The following is a 17695-nucleotide window of genomic DNA, read 5'->3' on the forward strand; positions in this document are numbered from 1 at the left end:
TGCACCTGCACCCGCATCGTCTTCGCCATCCGTCATGCGGGCTCCATGCCCTGACTGCGCTTCGCCGCGTCCGCCTCGAACGACACCAGAAAATCCAGCAGCGCCTCAGCCGCCGCACGCTTTTTCGATGCCATGCAAATGGCCGCCGAGAATACGGTGATGAGCTGAATCTCATCCGGCAGCGGACCGACGACCTCAATACCCGGTACGTGCATGAGCTCGCTGAACTGCTGAAAGCCGAGTTCCACTTCACCGCGTGCGATCAAGCTGCCCACCGGGACACCGGGCCGCGCCTGCATGATGCGCGGCGCGATGATCTCAGCGATGCCCCAATGTGCGAACAGCCGCATCAGATAGGCCCCGCTCGGACCCGTGGAGTAGCCGATCGTGCGCGCGGCCAGTACGGCCTCGCGAACCGCCGCTGCCGTGCTGATATCCGGCTGCGGCGCGTTGCCCGGCACGGCAATGGCCACACCCGACCGAACCAGCTCGACCTGGCTGCCCCGCACCACGTGCCCCGCGGCAGCGAGCCGCTCGATCGCGTCCGTGGCCAGCACGACCACATCGAATGCCTCGCCCTCTTCCACCCGCCGGGCCGCGGTGACGCCGCCCACCGACTCGATGATCACACGCCGTTTCGACCGCTGCTCGTATGCCTCGCTCAATTCTTCGAGCAGTGCACGGGTCGCCATTGAAGCGATTCCGGTAATCGACCCACCTCGGGTTTGCGCAGTGTCCATTTTCATGTCCATGTCGGTGTGCTGTCAGTCGATGTAGCGCAACCCCGCTTGCTGCAACGGTTCGCGCATGCTGTACATGTCGAGGCCGAGTACGCCGCTGGCGAGCTTCGCGCGCTTCGTCGCTTCGTTGGCCTCGCGCGCCATTGCCTTGTCCAGCACCTGCGGCGCCCAGGCGGACGGCACGACCACCACGCCGTCGTCGTCCGCCACGATCACATCACCGGGACTCGCCAGCGCGCCTGCGCACACTACGGGGATGTTCACCGAGCCGAGTGTCGCCTTGATGGTGCCTTTCGCGGAGATCGCCTTGCTCCAGACCGGGAACTGCATCGACGTCAACTCGCGCACGTCGCGCACGCCAGCGTCGATGATAAGTCCACGCGCGCCGCGCGCCTTGAAGCTCGTTGCCAGCAGATCGCCGAAGTAACCATCGGTGCAATCCGCCGTCACCGCCGCAATGACGATATCGCCCGGCTGAATCTGCTCGGCGGCCACGTGCATCATCCAGTTGTCGCCCGGTTGCAGCAGCACCGTCACCGCCGTGCCGCTCGCCCGAGCGCCGACGTAAATCGGCCGCATATACGGCTTCAGCAGACCCGTGCGGCCCATTGCCTCGTGCACCGTGGCACTGCCGAACTCGCCGAGCTTCGTGGCTACGTCGGCGTCCGCGCGTCGAACGTTGCGATACACCACACCTAGTTCATACATGATCAGTTTCCCTTATTTTTAGCGCGCCAGCTTCAGCGCCGCATCCAGCCGCGGATAAACACGGCGCGCGTTACCTTCATAGATCTTGTAGCGATCGGCGGTGTCGATGTGCGCGGCCTCGACATAGCGCTTCGTATCGTCGAAATAGTGGCCCGTTTCCGGATCGATGCCGCGTACTGCGCCAATCATTTCGCTGGCAAACAGAATGTTGTCGACGGGAATCACGCGCGTCAGCAGATCGATGCCCGGCTGATGGTAGACACAGGTGTCGAAGAAAATGTTGTTGAGCAGATGATCCTGCAGCAACGGCTTTTTCATTTCCTGCGCGAGTCCGCGGAAGCGTCCCCAGTGATACGGCACCGCGCCGCCGCCATGTGGAATCACGAAGCGCAGCGTGGGGAAATCGCGGAACAGGTCCGACGTGAGACATTGCATGAAGGCGGTGGTGTCCGCGTTCAGATAATGCGCGCCGGTGGTGTGGAAACACGCATTGCAGCTCGTACTCACGTGGATCATGGCGGGGATGTCGTACTCCACCATCTTCTCGTAGATCGGATACCAGTAACGGTCCGACAACGGCGGGCTGGTCCAGTGCCCCCCTGAAGGGTCCGGATTCAGATTGATCGCCACGTTGCCGTATTGCTCCACGCACTTCACCAGTTCGGGGATGCAGGTGGCCACATCCACGCCGGGACTTTGCGGCAGCATCGCGGCGGGAATGAAATGCTCGGGAAACAACTGGCTCACGCGGTAGCACAGTTCATTGCAGATCGCCGCCCACGTGCTCGACACTTCGAGGTCGCCGATGTGATGCGCCATGAAACTCGCGCGCGGGCTGAAGATGGTCAGGTCGAGGCCGCGCTCGCGCATCAGCCGCAACTGATTGCTTTCGATCGACTCGCGCAGCTCGTCGTCGCTGATCTGCAATTCGGACACCTTCGGCATCTCCGACGGCTGCTTGATGCCTGCCACCTGGCGGTTGCGCCAGGCCTCCAGCGCTTTGGGCGCCGTGGTGTAGTGCCCGTGAATATCGATGATCATCGCTTCTCCAGAAAACTGATCAAATCGCTGGCGCGGCCACACATGGCCACCGCACCGGCTTCGTTAATGCGCCGCAGTCGGATGCGGCGTCGCTTCCTCACTGACCTTCGTGCGTTGCGCCAGCAGAATGGCGATGGCCGCCAGCGTGGCGGGAATCGCGAGCATCGCGAGAATCGCGCCGAACTGCCAGCCGAGGCCGAGTAACGCACCGCCAATCGCGGAACCGAAGATGCTGCCGAAGCGGCCCATGCCGAGCATCCAGCTCACGCCGGTGGCCCGCGCGACGGTCGGGTAACGGCTCGGCGCGAACGCGTTCAGCCCCGTCTGCGCGCCGCTCATGCAGAAGCCCGCGGCGAACACCAGCACGGTGAGCGAGGACGACAACGCGCCGATCCAGCCGAGTCCGAGCACACACAGCGCACCGCCCACGTACGCGGCACTGATGACTGGCGCCGGGCGCACCTTGTCCATCATCCAGCCCACCAGAATCGAGCCCACCGTGCCGCCTATCTGGAACATGGCCGTGACGTTGGCCGCGGTAGTGACGGTCAGACCGGCATCCCTCATCAAGCTCGGCAGCCAGCCGGTCAGCAGATAGATCACCAGCAGGCCCATGAAGTACGTGACCCACAGCGCCCCGGTCATGAAACCGTAGCCCTGCGAAAACAGCACGCCGATCGGCTTGCGCGTGGGTAGCGGCGGCTCGTTGGAGATAAACACCTCGTCGCCGTTGAAGCGCGCGCCGCACACCCGGCCCAGCACCTTGCCGATCCGCGCGGCAGGCGCGCCGCGCACTGCCATCAAACGGGCCGATTCAGGCAGCAGCCAAAGCTGGATCGGCAACAGCGCCAGCGGCAACGCACCGCCGAAGATCAGCACCGCACGCCAGCCGTGCTCGGGAATCAGCCAGCCCGCCGCGAAGCCAATCAACGCCGAACCCAGATTGAAGCCGCAAAACATGATGGTGATGAGCAAGGCGCGCTTGCGCTGCGGCGCGTACTCGGACAGCAGCGTCGTGGTGTTAGGCATGGCCGCGCCCAGGCCGATGCCGGTCAGCAAACGCAGCAAGGCCATGACCGGCGCAGATTGCGTGAACGCCGTGCTGATCGTGAAAACGCCGAACAGGAAAATGGACGTGAGCAACACCCACTTGCGGCCGACGCGATCCGATGCCGGTCCGGCAGTCAATGCGCCGATCACGAGCCCGATGGGCGCCGCGCTCATCACGAGACCGAATGCGGGCCGCGAGATGCCCCAGTCGTGGATGATGGACGGCGCGATAAAGCCCATGATGGCGACGTCCATGCCGTCGGCCGTCACGATCAGAAAGCACAGCGCCACGAGTAGCCACTGGTAAGGAGAAATGGCCCGCTCGTCGATGAAGGCCTTGATGTCGATGACCCTGCCGCCGATTCCCGCGCCGGTAAATCCGCTTCTTACGCCGCCTGTCTGTCCATAGCTCATCAAATGTCTCCTGTCTCCTCTGTCTCGCGTTTCCGGTCACCGGTCGAGGCATCCATACATGCCTGGGTTCGTGCATGAGGCAATGCGCGTTTCGCGTCTTGAGCACCATGAAGAACCCACCTCTAACGGCGACCCGCTGATCAAGCTTTTTGCTGTTCCGTGCTGTCCCACGCCAGCTTGCCCGCCGCTTTTCCCGCGACCGAATACAGCGCGCCCGGCGCATTACGGGTGCGTTGAAAATCCTCCAGCGTTTCGCCACGCATGGCCGCATAGATGTGCAGGTTCGATACGCCGAGTACCGCACCCAGTTTTTCGAGCATGAAAAAGATCACGCCGTAATGCAGCAGGCCGCGCCAGTCGCGTTGCCGAATCAGTTCGCGCTCCTGATCACTGAGTTCCGCGGCCGCGAAGCTCGCTTCCGGATCGTGCAGGAAAGCCGCACGATGCTCGGGCTCGACCATGCGGTGCAGGAAATCGTTGATGCGGTAGGCGCGCACCGCGACTTCGATCGAGAACGGATAGGTGCCTTCCAGCTTCTCGACGCCCGCGAGTGCCTCGGCCATTCGTTGTCGGTGACGCTCGGCGACGGAGGGCAACGATTCACCGTCTACGCCTTCGTAGATGGCGGTGGCGATGCCTGCCATCGACGGCAGGTAGTAGCTGCGATGCTTGCAGACCACGCCTGCGGGCAGCGCGCCGCGCATGGTGAGCCACATCACGACCTCGGCGCCTTCGAAGCCACCCAGTTCCGCGTATTCCGCGAGGGTCATGCTGGCCAGTTGCTCCGGGTCGCGCTCGAACAGGTCGAGAAAACGCTGGTCCCATGCGGTGTTGTTGAAGCCCGCACGCTCGCCATGCACTTGATGCGACAGGCCGCCGGTCGCGACGATGGCCACCTTGAGATCCTCGGGATAGCTTTCAATGGCGCGCCGCAGCGCCTGGCCCAGCTTGTAGAAGCGGCGCGCACTCGGCATGGGCAGCTGCAGCACGCCCATCTGCAACGGCACGAGCTTCACCGGCCATTCCGGCTTGTGCGGACACAGCATCGACAGCGGCGAAAAGCATCCGTGATCGAGCGCCTTGTTCTGGAAGAAGGACATGTCGAACTCGTCGGTCATCAGCGAATTGCCGATGTGTGCGGCCAGTGCCGGATGTCCCTTGATGGGTGGCAGATCGCGCGCGCCGCCGCCCTCGTCCGCGACATGCCATTCCGGACCGACGCCCAGCGTGAAGGCCGAATAGTGGTCGAAGAAGAACGAGGTGACGTGGTCGTTGTAGATGGTGACGAGCACATCGGGTTGCTTTTCGGCCAGCCAGTCCGCGAGCGGTGCGAAATTCTCGAAGATCGGTGCCCACACCGGATCGTCGCGCTTGTTCTTGTCGAACGCGAAACCGATGGTGGGAGTGTGCGAGGCAGCAATGCCGCCGATGATCCGTGCCATGCCTGAATTCCTCCAGAAACGCCCGTGTTTCGCGTTTCTCTTGTGCGCTGCGATTCGTTACGTGGGCGGCGGGCGGATCGCGGCATCCAGCGCATTGCGTTGCCGATAAACGAAACTCAAACCGTCGCCTGCTGGAAAGACCGTAGCGAACTGGCGCGAGCGCCGACAGTCCGGGTTAACCCAATGCATTGACAAAAGTTCATGGTTTTTGATGTTTTAGATGGCACGCCAATGGGTCAACATGGCGCCAGAAGGCCCGTCCGGCAAGGCAAAGCGCGGATCGACGAGATATGCGTAGAGATTTTTCGGGCGAATTTACCTGATCAATGCCAATAAATAGATTAGATGGCACTGGAATCAAGTAGCAATCAGCCCGTGAATTAGCGGCCTTGCTGGGCGGTTGGTGGTCGATTCGATGGGTCTGCCGACGCGCCCCCAAACAGGCGCTTATCGACAAGGGGCGGTAGACGGCAGATCCGTTGCAGATTCAGGCCGCCTTCGAGCCGCCAAACGGCCTATGCCATTCGCCGGAACGACGCGGAGGCGCGCGTGGCGTAAAATACGCGCTTTCCCGAAATTCTCGCCACCATGACGCTCGCCTCCACTCTTGAGATCATTGCCGAACTGAAAGCCGGCCGGATGGTGATCCTTGTCGACGAAGAAGACCGCGAAAACGAGGGCGACCTCGTGATCGCCGCCGAATTCGTCACGCCGGAGGCGATCAATTTCATGGCGCGCTACGGCCGTGGACTGGTCTGTCTGACGCTGACGCAGGAGCGCTGCAAGCAGCTCAACCTGCCGCTCATGACCTACCGTAACGGCACGCAGTACGGCACGGCCTTCACGGTCAGCATTGAGGCCGCGGAAGGCGTCACCACGGGCATTTCGGCCGCCGACCGCGCCCGCACGATCCTTGCCGCAGTGGCGCACGACGCGCGTCCCGAGCAGATCGTGCAGCCGGGCCACGTGTTCCCGATCATGGCGCAACCCGGCGGCGTGCTGGTGCGCGCGGGTCACACCGAAGCGGGCTGCGATTTCACGGCGCTCGCCGGGCTCACGCCGGCCGCGGTGATCTGCGAGATCATCAAGGACGACGGCACGATGGCACGCCTGCCGGACCTGATCGAGTTCGCGGACGAGCATCAGTTGAAGATCGGCACCATTGCCGATCTGATTCACTATCGCAGCCGTACCGAGTCGATCGTCGAGCGCATCTGCGAGCGCACCATGCAGACCGCACACGGCCCGTTCCGCGCGGTGATGTATCTCGACCAGCCGAGCGGCCAGCCGCATATCGCGCTGGTGCGCGGCACGCCCACGCCGGAACGCGAAACGCCGGTGCGGGTGCACGAACCGCTGTCGGTGCTGGACCTGCTGGAGGTCAGCACGTCCACCCACTCGTGGACGCTGGACGCCGCCATGAAAGAAATCGCGGAGCGCGATCTGGGCGTGGTGGTGCTGCTCAATTGCGGCGATTCGAAAGAACACCTGATCGACGTCTTCAAGGCATTCGATTCGAAGGACCGGGCCGAAGCCCTCAAGCGTCGTCCGGTCGACTTCAAGACCTACGGCATCGGCGCGCAGATTCTGCGTCAGCTGGGCGTCGGCAAGATGCAGGTGCTGTCGAACCCGCGCAAGCTGGGCAGCATGTCGGGCTACGGCCTCGAAGTGACCGGTTTCGTGCCCATGCCGGGTTGCGACGCGCAAAAGCCTTAAACTCGAGGCCCTTTAGACCACCGCCGGCGCCGGCATCGCGCCGGCCAGCACTTAGCTGATCCGATCAATCAAGCGCAATAGCGCCTAACCAGACAACACTACGGACTCACTATGGAAATCGGACAATATCAACCGAACCTCGACGGCGACGGCCTGCGCATCGGCATCGTGCAGGCGCGCTTTAACGAACCCGTGTGCAACGGCCTCGCGGATTCGTGCATCGAAGAACTCGAACGCCTCGGCGTGACTGGCGAAGACGTGCTGCTGGTCACCGTACCGGGCGCGCTGGAAATTCCGCTGGCGCTGCAAAAGCTCGCCGAAAGCGCACAGTTCGACGCGCTGATCGCACTCGGCGCGGTGATTCGCGGCGAGACGTACCACTTCGAACTGGTGTCTAACGAAAGCGGTGCCGGCATCTCGCGTATCGCGCTCGATTTCGGCATTCCGGTCGCCAACGCCGTGCTCACGACCGAGACCGACGAACAGGCCGTCGCACGCATGACGGAGAAGGGTCGCGATGCTGCACGCGTGGCAGTCGAAATGGCGAACCTGGCGGTTGCTCTCGAACAACTCGGCGGCGACGATGACGACGAAGAGGAAGACGAGGACGAAGAGGAACAAGCATGAAGAGCGCTCGCCGACGTTCCCGCGAACTGGCCACGCAGGGGCTGTATCAGTGGCTGCTGTCGGGTTCCCCCGGCGGTGAGATCGACGCGCAGTTGCGCGGCGCACAGGGCTTCGACAAGGCCGACCACGAACACCTGGACGCGCTGCTGCATGGCGTGATCCGCGATTCGGAAGCGCTTTCCGCCGACCTCACGCCGTGCCTCGACCGCCCCATCGACCAGCTCTCGCCGGTCGAACGCGCGGTGCTGCTGGTGGCCGCGTATGAGTTGAAGAATCACGTCGACATTCCGTACCGCGTGGTGATCAACGAAGCAGTGGAACTGGCCAAGACCTTCGGTGGCGCGGACGGCTACAAGTACGTCAACGGCGTGCTGGACAAGCTGTCGGCGAAGCTGCGCGTCGACGAAACGCAGGCGGCCCGCAAGCACTGAGGCCGTTGCTGTGCTGTAGTGGAGGCGCTGTTGTCGGCGCTCTGCACGAGACGTGAATCCGCACTTACCGTACTGATCGTATGAACACCGTGACCGAACCACTGGTACGGCTTGCTGCGCGGGTCGACGCCATCCAGCCGTTCTATGTGATGGAGCTGGCCAAAGAGGCCGCATTGCTGGAACGTGCGGGGCGCGACATCATCCACATGGGAATCGGCGAGCCCGATTTCACCGCGCCCGAGCCGGTCATCGAAGCAGCCGCGAGCGCGTTGCGCCGCGGCGTCACGCAGTACACCAGCGCGGTGGGGCTGCACGCGCTGCGCGAGGCGATTGCCGGGCACTACGCGCGGTTCTACGGCATCGACGTGGATCCGGCGCGCATCGTGGTCACGGCCGGCGCCTCGGCGGCGTTGCTGCTCGCGTGCGCCGCGCTCGTGGATCGCGACGACGAAGTGCTGATGCCGGATCCGAGCTATCCGTGCAACCGTCACTTCGTGGCGGCCTCCGAAGGCAAACCCGTGCTGGTGCCGAGCGGTCCGGCCGAGCGCTTCCAGCTCACCGCCGCTGACGTAGAGCGCCTGTGGAACCCGCATACGCGTGGCGTGCTGCTCGCCTCGCCGTCGAATCCCACCGGCACCTCCATCGAACCCGCCGAACTGGAACGCATTGTCAAAGCCGTGCGGGCACGCGGCGGCTTCACGATCGTCGACGAAATCTATCAAGGCCTGAGTTACGACGCGCACCCCGTCTCCGCCCTTTCGTACGGCGAGGACGTCATCACGGTCAACAGCTTCTCGAAGTACTTCAACATGACCGGCTGGCGGCTTGGCTGGCTGGTCGTGCCGCCGACGCTCGTGGGCGCGTTCGAAAAGCTCGCGCAGAATCTGTTCATCTGCGCCTCGGCGCTCGCGCAACACGCAGCACTCGCCTGCTTCGAACCGGATACGCTCGCCATCTACGAAGCGCGCCGGCTCGAGTTCAAGCGCCGCCGCGACTTCATTGCGCCGGCGCTCGAATCACTGGGCTTCTCGGTGCCCGTGATGCCGGATGGCGCCTTCTACGTGTACGCGGATTGCAGCCAGGTCAACCATGCAGCGGCCGGCGACAGCGCCGCGCTCACCAAGGCCATGCTGCATGACGCCGGTGTGGTGCTGGTGCCTGGGATGGACTTCGGCCATTACGCGCCGCGCTCGTATATCCGGCTGTCGTACGCGACGGCTTATCCGAAGCTCGAAGATGCGGTGGCGCGCTTGCGCGGATTCTTCAACCGCTGAACGGGCTGAAGGCGATGTGTGGAATGCCAGCGCCAGAATGAAAAAAAGCACCCGAGGGTGCTTTTTTGTTTTGCAGCTTGTGCTCTTCGACTTCACGGCTCAGCGTGTAGCGCTCGAAGTCAGTTCAAGCGCCCATCTCCGGACCCGAAGCGTGCTTGGTGGTGTTGGCGTCATCCTGTGCCGACGACTTCACCGAGGTCGGCTCCGCTGTCAGCGGATGCGCGCCGTCGAGCGTCACCTGCACCCGCTTGCCCGGCGCAGCCGTTGTTGCGGCCGCCGTGCTGGTCGACGCCGTGGTCGTGACCGGTGCCTGCGGTGCGTTGATCGGCACCTTGCGGCCACGCGCTACATCACGCAGACGGCCACGTTCCGCAACGACCTTCGCGCCGTAGCCGCCATCGTCCGGGCTCGTCGAGCCGACGTAGAGGCGCAGGCCGCCCGGCAGCGAACCGCCGCGTGCGATGCAATCCTTCAGGACCAGCGCGCCTACCTTGATGTTGGCAAGCGGATCGAGCGCTGCGCTCTGACCGCCGAAGTACTGGAACTTGTCCGAGTGCACTTTCGACATCACCTGCATCAGGCCTTGCGCCCCCACGCCGCTTTCGGCGTACGGATTGAAGCCCGATTCGATCGCCATCACGGAGAGCAGCAGCAGCGGGTCGAGACCCACTTCGCGACCGGTATCGAACGCGGCTTTGACCAGTTCGCTCACCGGCTCCTGAGCCACGCGATAACGTCGCGCCAGATAGTTGGCAACGAGGTCCTGTTCGCGGGTGGAAACGAGTGCGCGGTCGTCGCGCGCTTCGGGGGCCACGCGCTGCGCAGGAATCAGACGCGCGAGCGCGCTGATGCTTTGCACCGAATGCGGATCGAGGGCATTGAATGCCGTGACGCCGAGGCCACTGGTGCCGGTGCCGTCGAAGGCACCATCGAAACTCGTGTTGCTCGTGCTACCGCTATTGCCTGTATTGCTGGCAAGCGCACTGCTGTTGTCGGAGCCGTCAGCACCCTCGGTGTTGACCGGTGTATTCGAGGCCAGCGAATCGTCAGACGGCGGCGTCACGGTGGACGGTACGAAAGACGGCAGAGGGTTGCCCTGCAGCAGGCGGGCCGGGCCAGCCTGCACAGCGGCCGAAATGACCGGCATCAGCTTGGCTGCCAGGGTACCGCGCCAGGCCGGCATCAGCCACAGCGCAACTGCGAGCACGAAGGCGAAGCCGCCAACAATGCTGAACAGGTGATGACTCACACGCGTCCCGCGACGCAGGACGACACGCATAACTTGCGCGAGTCGTTCGTCGGGACGCCACGTTAACCAGGCGTTCATTCAGATCTCCCATCTTGCATGATCTGCGAACTCCGCCGGCAGGCCGGCATCACGACACATTCGCAGAATCAAGACGTCGCGTGCTCTGGTTAGGGCAGCTGCGGCGTCGGGAATACGGCATAAACCGTCGGTGGGGAGCCGTCTCGAAAACAATTCGCGTCATGCCCAAAAAAAGCATGTTCGCGATGGCTCCCACGCGAAAAACCAGCGTCAGATTGCGCTGGCGAGGACTGCAAAAAAGACCGTCAGACACCGAGCAGGGATCGGTAGAAAGCCGGTATTGCGTCGGCAAAAAGTCGACAAATGTCGGACAAAAGTCGGTAAGCGGTGACGCGAGGCGTCTAAGGACCGGGGGGCGATGGTAAAAAGGTTCACGCCCTGCAACCAATGTGACCGGATTCTAGCAGCCTCAAATAGTTCGTCAACACTATAGATGAGCAAAAGTATAACTATTTGTAATAACGAACAGTGTTCAGCGAGTCCAAACCCCCTCGGCATGCGCCTCTCGGGCTAGTTACACAATTACTTGCGTAACGTGCGTCAAGCAACGCAGGTAAAATCGACAATCAATCTGGCGCAGCGATTGCGTTTTGCATAACGCAGCTCGCCGTGCCCCGTATCTCCCTTATCGCCGCGCTGTGCGGCCCTGATCCGGACTCGATGAAATACAAAGATCTGCGCGACTTCGTCGGTCGCCTCGAAACGCTCAACGAGCTGCGTCGTATCCCGCAAAAGGTCTCGCCCGTCCTGGAAATGACCGAGCTGTGCGACCGCGTGCTGCGCGCCGGCGGCCCGGCGTTGCTGTTTGAGGCCCAGCCGGACCGTGCGTTCCCGGTGCTCGGCAATCTGTTCGGCACACCGCGCCGGGTCGCGCTCGGCATGGGCATCGACGCGGGCGCACAGGACGGCGATAGCGCCGCGCTGGAGTCGCTGCGCGACGTCGGCCGCCTGTTGTCGGCCCTGAAGGAGCCGGAGCCGCCCAAGGGCCTCAGGGACGCCGGCAAGCTCCTCACGCTCGCCAAGGCCGTCTGGGACATGGCACCGAAGACGGTGAGCGCGCCACCCTGCCAGGAAATCGTCTGGGAAGGCGCCGACGTGGACCTCGCAAAGCTGCCCATCCAGACCTGCTGGCCGGGCGATGCGATGCCACTGATTACGTGGGGCCTGACCGTCACGCGGGGCCCAAACAAGAGCCGCCAAAATCTAGGCATTTATCGCCAGCAGCTCATTGGCCGCAACAAACTGATCATGCGCTGGCTCGCACATCGGGGTGGCGCGCTCGATTTTCGCGAGTTCGCCTTGCAGAATCCGGGCAAGCCCTACCCGGTCGCGGTAGTGCTGGGCGCCGACCCGGCCACCATCCTCGGTGCGGTTACGCCGGTGCCGGATACGCTCTCCGAATACCAGTTCGCCGGGCTGCTGCGCGGTGGGCGTACCGAACTCGCGAAGTGCATCACGCCGGGCGTCGACACCCTGCAGGTGCCGGCGCGCGCGGAGATCGTGCTCGAAGGCTTCATCTACCCCCAGCAAGGTGAACCGGCAACCGCTCCGGCGGGCGCACCGCCGCGGCCGTCGAAAGGCGCCAGTGCCAGTTATGAACACGCCCTGGAAGGACCGTACGGCGACCATACCGGCTACTACAACGAGCAGGAGTGGTTCCCCGTGTTCACCGTCGAGCGCATCACCATGCGGCGCGACGCGATCTATCACTCCACCTACACCGGCAAACCACCTGACGAACCCGCCGTACTCGGCGTGGCGCTCAACGAAGTGTTCGTGCCGCTGTTACAGAAGCAGTTCACCGAAATCACCGACTTCTATCTCCCGCCAGAAGGCTGCAGCTACCGCATGGCGATCGTGCAGATGAAGAAGAGTTATCCGGGCCATGCCAAACGGGTGATGTTCGGCGTATGGAGCTTCCTGCGACAATTCATGTATACGAAGTTCATCGTCGTGGTGGATGAGGACGTGAATATCCGCGACTGGAAGGAAGTGATCTGGGCCATTACCACGCGTATCGATCCGGTTCGCGACACGGTGCTGGTGGATCGCACGCCCATCGACTATCTGGATTTCGCGTCGCCCGTGGCGGGACTCGGTTCGAAGATGGGCCTCGACGCCACCAATAAGTGGCCCGGCGAAACCGACCGCGAATGGGGACGCCCCATTGAAATGGATGCGGCGGTAAAGCAGCGCGTCAATGCGCTGTGGTCCGAGCTTGGATTCTAGTTTTACCCCTTAAAAGCAGGGCTTTTGTCGCAATGGTTGGCGCGCGGCGACGCACACCGTCGTTCGCGTCTGTCCACGCTCGAATCATTAAAACTCATTGGAACAGTTGCGGTAATGCACGCTTTATCGATGTTGTCGGACGGCTTCTTTTTGTCGCTTTCGTTGTGCCTGGATATCGGACTCGTCAACGTGGCGATCATCTCGCTCACGCTATCGCACGGGTTCAAGCCGGGGTTCTGGCTGGGCCTCGGTTCGTGTTTCGGCGACCTGATCTATGCCGCGCTCGCACTCGCCGGCATGGCGGCCCTGTTGCAGTTCGAAGCGGTGCGCTGGATTGTGTGGATTGGCGGCGCCGCGATCCTGCTGTTCCTGACCTGGAAGATGGCGCGTGAGGCGCTCTTTCCGGCATCCGCGCCGCCGGTTGAAGGAGAAGCCGATGCGAGTTCACCGCAATTGAGTACTTGGCGCGGCTTTCTGCGCGGCGTGCTGCTGGCAGTGTCGTCGCCGTCAGGCATTCTGTGGTTTGCCGCAGTTGGCGGTGCGCTGATTGCCAAAGCCGGCGCCACTACGCTCACCACGGCGCCCGTGTTCCTGAGCGGCTTCTTTCTCGGTGGACTGGCGTGGACGTTGTTTGTCTGCGGACTCGCGAGTCATGGCCGCAAACGTGCGGGCACGAGCCTGCTGCGGGTGTGCCACGTGCTGTCGGCGCTGCTGTTCGCATACTTCTCGTACAGCGTTATCGTCAACGGCTATCACGATCTGATCGTCAAGCCAGCGCAACCCGCGGAGGCAGCGCAAAGCGTGGATGCGGCGAGCTGAATTGCAACGCACTGAGTGCCGTTAGACGGCACCGAAGCACGTCGAGCCGCGTCGAGCCATCGCATTCTCCGCTGCAAAAACGAGCGGACCACAATGCTCCCTGGTCCGCTCTACAGCGTTCTCGCGCTCAGGCAAGAAATTGCGCGTAGCGTGAGAGATCGACATTGCCACCGCTCACGATCACACCTACGCGCTTGCCTTCCACGGGCACGACGCCGCTCATCAACGCCGCCGCTGCGAGGCAACCCGTGGGCTCCACCACCATCTTCATGCGCTGCGCGAAAAAGCGCATGGTTTCGATGAGTTGCGCGTCCGTCACGGTCACCACCGTCTCGACCAGCCGTTGCATGATTGGGAACGTGTAGAGGCCGAGATGCGTCGCGGCCGCGCCATCGGCGATGGTGTGCGGGACTTCGATGTGCACTATCTCGCCTCTCGCCATTGACTGCTGCCCGTCGTTTCCCGCTTCCGGCTCGACGCCGATCACCTTGCAACCGGGACTCAATTCCGCTGCCGCCAGCGCGCAGCCTGCGAGCAGCCCGCCACCGCCCAGACACACGAACAACACATCCAGCGGCCCCGACTCCTCGATCAGTTCGCGGACGGCCGTACCCTGCCCTGCTATCACATGCGGGTGATCGTATGGCGGGATCAAGGTCATGCCGCGCTCCTCTGCGAGACGCAGGCCAATCTCTTCGCGGACTTCCTTGTAGCGGTCGTAGATGATCACTTCCGCGCCGCAACTCTGCGCGCCTGCGATTTTCGCCGCTGGCGCATCGTGCGGCATGATAACCGTCGCATGAATGCCCGCAAGCCGCGCCGACAACGCAATGGCTTGAGCATGATTGCCGGATGAGTAGGTCAGCACGCCAGCATTGCGCTGCACGTAGTCGAAGTGCGAGACCGCGTTATAGGCGCCGCGAAATTTGAACGCGCCCATGCGTTGAAAATTCTCACACTTGAAGAAGATCGAAGCACCTGTGCGTTCGTTGGCGATGCTCGATGTCAGTACCGGCGTGCGATGCGCTACGCCTTCAAGACGCGCGGCGGCGTCGACGATATCCACAAAGGTTGGAGCGGGAAGCACTTGCATAGGCGTGAGACCTCAAGCAGTGGCAATGAGCACGCATTCTCCCAGCTTCCCATACGCTTTGGCACGCGATAAATGCAAACGGCGCAACGTGGCAATGAAGCCATCGTTGCGCCGTTGGTGCGAAATCAGTGCGAACAAAATACCGCTGAAATCCACTAAAGCACGCACATTCAGGGCAGCAGCGGCGCCAGGAAAGTCTGGCCCGCTGCATGACCCGGCTTAGCGGCGATAGTAACCACCATGGCCGTAGTAGCCGTGGCCATAATAGCCACGGTGATAGTACGGATGACCGTAGTAGCCATAGCCACCGCCCACCACCACGACCGGCGGCGGCGCGTAGACCGGCGGCGGTGCGTAATACACCGGCGGCGGCGCAGCGTACACCGGGTACGCAGGCGCGACCGGCACGCCGATGCCGATACCAACAGAGACGTGCGCCTCGGCAGCAGTGGTCACGCCTACCCCAAGCGCAGCGGCAACAATAAACGGAACGATCTTTTTCACTTTTCTTCTCCTGGCACGACCTTGCCGGATGGTTCGGTCGCATTGCACACATCGTGTAAGACCCAATTTATCCAAAAAGGATCGGCACGACTGTGCCCATTTGTTGCAAATTGCAATTGCCTGGTGAAGGCCTTGTTTTAGTAATCCATCGAAGCAATTTTGCCGTCGCCGGGAAGGCACGCAAATCATGGGGTTGCGAGTGATCGCTCACGGCGCTCGGGTGGTTTTACCGAAGCTTCACACAATGCATCAAAGGTTCCGGTAATCTTTAATTACAAATTCACTTCAAAGCTTTGCAGACTTAAAGCAACACAGCTCGCCACCTGAGCGCATCCCGTCAGAGCAAACCCGTTCTATGCATTCGCACGCGTCGTAAACGCAAAACGCCCGGCGCAGCGCACCGGGCATTCCTTGCATCTAAAGCACGTAATTCAGGACGTTTCTTCAACCTACCTTGACGTACGTGAACTCCCGGGTAACGTTGGGTGGCACATACGCACCGCTGATCTTCACGCGAGGCGTAAGGCGCTTCTTTTGATCCCACCAGCGGCGGCGCTGTGAGTGGGTCAGGAACCGCAAGTGCTTTCGGTAAGAGAAAATGCTCATCGTAGTGACCTCCCGCATCAGACTGCGAACCAGAAAAAACCCGTGACAGCACATGCCAACCTGCGACTAAAAGGAATTGTGAGCAGATTTCGGGCCCGCAGGCGCGGCGCCAACGGATGACCCGAGGCACACGCCATAACGCACCCAATTTGATCCGAGGAAAGCCGGGGCTCGAGAAACCGTTTCCGTACTCCACGCCGCCCTGCTTCCCACGTCCGCGCCGCCGTTCCGTGCCCGCCGCCTGTTTAGAGGCCGCGTCTGTGCCGAACGAATGCGCGATACTCCCGCTTTCCCTTCAATGCGTTGTCTGGAGCAGGAACCATGTCCCACTCTCCATTGCCGCGTCTTGGCTTTATCGGCGCTGGACGGCTCGCGCGGTGCCTCGCGCTCGGCTTCTCGCACGCGGGCTACCCAGTCACGGCCATTGCCAGTCGCACGCAGGCCTCAGCCCGCCAACTCGCCAGTCAGATAGATCACTGCGCGGCTTACGAACACCCGCAACAGGTGGTCGACGCCGCTGATGTCACCTTTTTAGCCGTTCCCGATGACAGCATCGGTACGACGGCGAACACTTTGCGCCTTGATTGCGCCGGGACGCCAGAAGCGGGCCTGCGCGCGCTGGTTCATTGCAGCGGCGCATCGCCGGTTGAATTGCTTTCGCCAGCACGGACGCAAGGTGCGTCGATCGGTGGTTTTCACCCACTGTACCTGTTTAGCGGCGATCGCGCAGATACGGAGCGTATCCGTGGCTGCTCGGTGACCATCGAGGCCGACGGCGCCCTCAAGGACACCCTGTCGGCGCTCGCCACGGCGTTGGGTTGCCATCCCCTTTCGATCCCGGCGGGCGGCCGCATGCTGTACCACGGCGCCGCGCATTACGCGGCCAGCTTCGCGTTGTGCAGCCTCGCCGAATGCGTCGCCCTGTGGCGCACGCTGGGTTTCGCCGAAGACGACGCGCTGCGCGCCCTGCTGCCCATGCTGGCCGGCACCATCGAAACGGCGCGCGACAAGGGCTTGCCGAATGCGCTGGCGGGCCCGGTCTCGCGCGGCGATACCAGCGTGGTGCGCAAACAGCTGGGGCTGCTCGAAGGGCTCGGCGGCGACCATGCCACGCTATACGGACTGCTGACGCGTCGCGCGGTCGAACTGGCGCGCCGCCGGAGCGCGCCGCCGGCCGCGATCGAGGCGATCGCCGAGGCGGTGGAAGAATCGCTCGAGCGTTCGGTAAATCACGTAATGGCAGGTACTAGCGTCAAGTAAGCCGTGATAATGTGACGTCCGGCGCAGCGCACAATCCGTTTGTGCCTCGCTCCGGGCCCAACCGATGAGAACGCATAATGATCAAGGTCAGCATTCTTTACCCGTACCGAGAAAACGGCCGCTTCGACGTGGACTACTACTGCGGCACGCACATGCCGCTTGCCGCCAGGCTGTTTGGCGATGCGCTGAAGGGCTGGTCGGTGGATGTCGGCATCAATGCCGGGCCGCCGGGCACACCGCCGCCGTATGTCGCCGCCGGGCATTTTCTGTTCGACACCATCGAGGCCTTCTATACGGTGTTCAAGCCAGCGTCGGAAACGCTCGTTGCCGACATTCCCAACTATACAGACGGCGGCAACGGCTCCATCCTGATCAGCGAGATCAAGGTGAGTGTTTGACGCGTCGGTTAGCGGG

16 protein-coding genes are annotated in these 17695 nt (G+C 62.7%); 8 read left to right on the forward strand and 8 right to left on the reverse strand.

What is annotated here, in order from left to right; genetic code table 11:
* Positions 1-32 precede the first annotated feature (32 nt).
* The 5 genes from D0B32_RS18035 to D0B32_RS18055 form a co-directional block, all read right to left on the reverse strand.
* Positions 33-740 (reverse strand): substrate-binding domain-containing protein, encoded by a 708-nt coding sequence (locus D0B32_RS18035; protein WP_117335492.1) that lies wholly within the window; start codon positions 738-740, stop codon positions 33-35.
* Between the two features lie 24 nt (positions 741-764).
* A complete protein-coding gene (gene ligK, locus D0B32_RS18040) occupies positions 765-1448 on the reverse strand; it encodes a 4-carboxy-4-hydroxy-2-oxoadipate aldolase/oxaloacetate decarboxylase (protein ID WP_117335494.1) in 684 nt (227 codons plus the stop codon).
* An 18-nt stretch (positions 1449-1466) separates the two neighbouring features.
* Positions 1467-2489: an amidohydrolase family protein gene (locus D0B32_RS18045; protein ID WP_117335496.1), complete on the reverse strand. Its 1023-nt coding sequence runs from the start codon at positions 2487-2489 to the stop codon at positions 1467-1469.
* Between the two features lie 63 nt (positions 2490-2552).
* Positions 2553-3953, reverse strand: coding sequence for an aromatic acid/H+ symport family MFS transporter (locus D0B32_RS18050; protein ID WP_117335498.1), 1401 nt, complete (start codon positions 3951-3953; stop codon positions 2553-2555).
* Positions 3954-4093: 140 nt separating this feature from the next.
* Positions 4094-5395 carry a gallate dioxygenase gene (locus D0B32_RS18055; protein WP_117335500.1) on the reverse strand — a complete coding sequence of 434 codons (1302 nt, stop codon included), beginning with the start codon at positions 5393-5395 and terminating at the stop codon, positions 4094-4096.
* Positions 5396-5983: 588 nt separating this feature from the next.
* On the opposite strand from D0B32_RS18055, the gene ribBA reads away from it, so the two are divergent.
* From ribBA to D0B32_RS18075, 4 genes are all read left to right on the forward strand, one after another.
* Positions 5984-7111, forward strand: a complete 1128-nt coding sequence (gene ribBA, locus D0B32_RS18060) for a bifunctional 3,4-dihydroxy-2-butanone-4-phosphate synthase/GTP cyclohydrolase II (RefSeq protein WP_117335502.1) — start codon at positions 5984-5986, stop codon at positions 7109-7111.
* 111 nt (positions 7112-7222) lie between these two features.
* Positions 7223-7738 carry a 6,7-dimethyl-8-ribityllumazine synthase gene (gene ribH, locus D0B32_RS18065; RefSeq protein ID WP_117335504.1) on the forward strand — a complete coding sequence of 172 codons (516 nt, stop codon included), beginning with the start codon at positions 7223-7225 and terminating at the stop codon, positions 7736-7738.
* Complete coding sequence (gene nusB / locus D0B32_RS18070) at positions 7735-8169, forward strand: transcription antitermination factor NusB (protein WP_117335506.1); 435 nt, start codon at positions 7735-7737, stop codon at positions 8167-8169. The genes ribH and nusB overlap by 4 nt, the downstream gene beginning before the upstream one ends.
* 80 nt (positions 8170-8249) lie before the next feature.
* Positions 8250-9443 (forward strand): pyridoxal phosphate-dependent aminotransferase, encoded by a 1194-nt coding sequence (locus D0B32_RS18075; protein WP_117335508.1) that lies wholly within the window; start codon positions 8250-8252, stop codon positions 9441-9443.
* A gap of 124 nt (positions 9444-9567) precedes the next feature.
* Here D0B32_RS18075 and D0B32_RS18080 read toward each other — a convergent pair whose 3' ends face one another.
* Positions 9568-10770, reverse strand: a complete 1203-nt coding sequence (locus D0B32_RS18080) for a lytic transglycosylase domain-containing protein (RefSeq protein WP_117335510.1) — start codon at positions 10768-10770, stop codon at positions 9568-9570.
* A gap of 660 nt (positions 10771-11430) precedes the next feature.
* Here D0B32_RS18080 and D0B32_RS18085 point away from each other — a divergent pair.
* Together D0B32_RS18085 and D0B32_RS18090 are read left to right on the forward strand one after the other, a co-directional pair.
* Entirely contained in the window at positions 11431-12999 is a 1569-nt protein-coding gene (locus D0B32_RS18085; RefSeq protein WP_117335512.1) for a UbiD family decarboxylase, read from the forward strand.
* A 114-nt stretch (positions 13000-13113) separates the two neighbouring features.
* Entirely contained in the window at positions 13114-13818 is a 705-nt protein-coding gene (locus tag D0B32_RS18090; RefSeq protein WP_117335514.1) for a LysE family translocator, read from the forward strand.
* A 127-nt stretch (positions 13819-13945) separates the two neighbouring features.
* Here D0B32_RS18090 and D0B32_RS18095 read toward each other — a convergent pair whose 3' ends face one another.
* Both D0B32_RS18095 and D0B32_RS18100 read right to left on the reverse strand, forming a co-directional pair.
* Entirely contained in the window at positions 13946-14911 is a 966-nt protein-coding gene (locus D0B32_RS18095; RefSeq protein WP_117335516.1) for a threo-3-hydroxy-L-aspartate ammonia-lyase, read from the reverse strand.
* A gap of 219 nt (positions 14912-15130) precedes the next feature.
* On the reverse strand, positions 15131-15415 hold the full coding sequence (locus tag D0B32_RS18100) for a hypothetical protein (protein ID WP_117335518.1): 285 nt from the start codon (positions 15413-15415) through the stop codon (positions 15131-15133).
* Between the two features lie 927 nt (positions 15416-16342).
* On the opposite strand from D0B32_RS18100, the gene D0B32_RS18110 reads away from it, so the two are divergent.
* Both D0B32_RS18110 and D0B32_RS18115 read left to right on the forward strand, forming a co-directional pair.
* Positions 16343-17281 carry a Rossmann-like and DUF2520 domain-containing protein gene (locus D0B32_RS18110; protein WP_117335522.1) on the forward strand — a complete coding sequence of 313 codons (939 nt, stop codon included), beginning with the start codon at positions 16343-16345 and terminating at the stop codon, positions 17279-17281.
* 77 nt (positions 17282-17358) lie between these two features.
* Entirely contained in the window at positions 17359-17679 is a 321-nt protein-coding gene (locus tag D0B32_RS18115; protein ID WP_117335524.1) for an EthD family reductase, read from the forward strand.
* The last annotated feature ends 16 nt before the right edge of the window (positions 17680-17695 follow it).

The organism is Paraburkholderia sp. DHOC27 (assembly GCF_003429005.1).
Classification (GTDB): domain Bacteria; phylum Pseudomonadota; class Gammaproteobacteria; order Burkholderiales; family Burkholderiaceae; genus Paraburkholderia.

Bases quoted from the DNA above. Each gene is read 5' to 3' on its own strand.
- ribH (WP_117335504.1), top strand. From the start codon at position 7,223: ATGGAAATCGGACAATATCAACCGAACCTCGACGGCGACGGCCTGCGC.
- D0B32_RS18035 (WP_117335492.1), bottom strand. From the start codon at position 740: ATGGACACTGCGCAAACCCGAGGTGGGTCGATTACCGGAATCGCTTCA.
- D0B32_RS18055 (WP_117335500.1), bottom strand. From the start codon at position 5,395: ATGGCACGGATCATCGGCGGCATTGCTGCCTCGCACACTCCCACCATC.
- ligK (WP_117335494.1), bottom strand. From the start codon at position 1,448: ATGTATGAACTAGGTGTGGTGTATCGCAACGTTCGACGCGCGGACGCC.
- D0B32_RS18115 (WP_117335524.1), top strand. From the start codon at position 17,359: ATGATCAAGGTCAGCATTCTTTACCCGTACCGAGAAAACGGCCGCTTC.
- D0B32_RS18110 (WP_117335522.1), top strand. From the start codon at position 16,343: ATGTCCCACTCTCCATTGCCGCGTCTTGGCTTTATCGGCGCTGGACGG.
- D0B32_RS18045 (WP_117335496.1), bottom strand. From the start codon at position 2,489: ATGATCATCGATATTCACGGGCACTACACCACGGCGCCCAAAGCGCTG.
- nusB (WP_117335506.1), top strand. From the start codon at position 7,735: ATGAAGAGCGCTCGCCGACGTTCCCGCGAACTGGCCACGCAGGGGCTG.
- D0B32_RS18080 (WP_117335510.1), bottom strand. From the start codon at position 10,770: ATGAACGCCTGGTTAACGTGGCGTCCCGACGAACGACTCGCGCAAGTT.
- D0B32_RS18075 (WP_117335508.1), top strand. From the start codon at position 8,250: ATGAACACCGTGACCGAACCACTGGTACGGCTTGCTGCGCGGGTCGAC.
- D0B32_RS18050 (WP_117335498.1), bottom strand. From the start codon at position 3,953: ATGAGCTATGGACAGACAGGCGGCGTAAGAAGCGGATTTACCGGCGCG.
- D0B32_RS18085 (WP_117335512.1), top strand. From the start codon at position 11,431: ATGAAATACAAAGATCTGCGCGACTTCGTCGGTCGCCTCGAAACGCTC.
- D0B32_RS18095 (WP_117335516.1), bottom strand. From the start codon at position 14,911: ATGCAAGTGCTTCCCGCTCCAACCTTTGTGGATATCGTCGACGCCGCC.
- D0B32_RS18090 (WP_117335514.1), top strand. From the start codon at position 13,114: ATGCACGCTTTATCGATGTTGTCGGACGGCTTCTTTTTGTCGCTTTCG.
- ribBA (WP_117335502.1), top strand. From the start codon at position 5,984: ATGACGCTCGCCTCCACTCTTGAGATCATTGCCGAACTGAAAGCCGGC.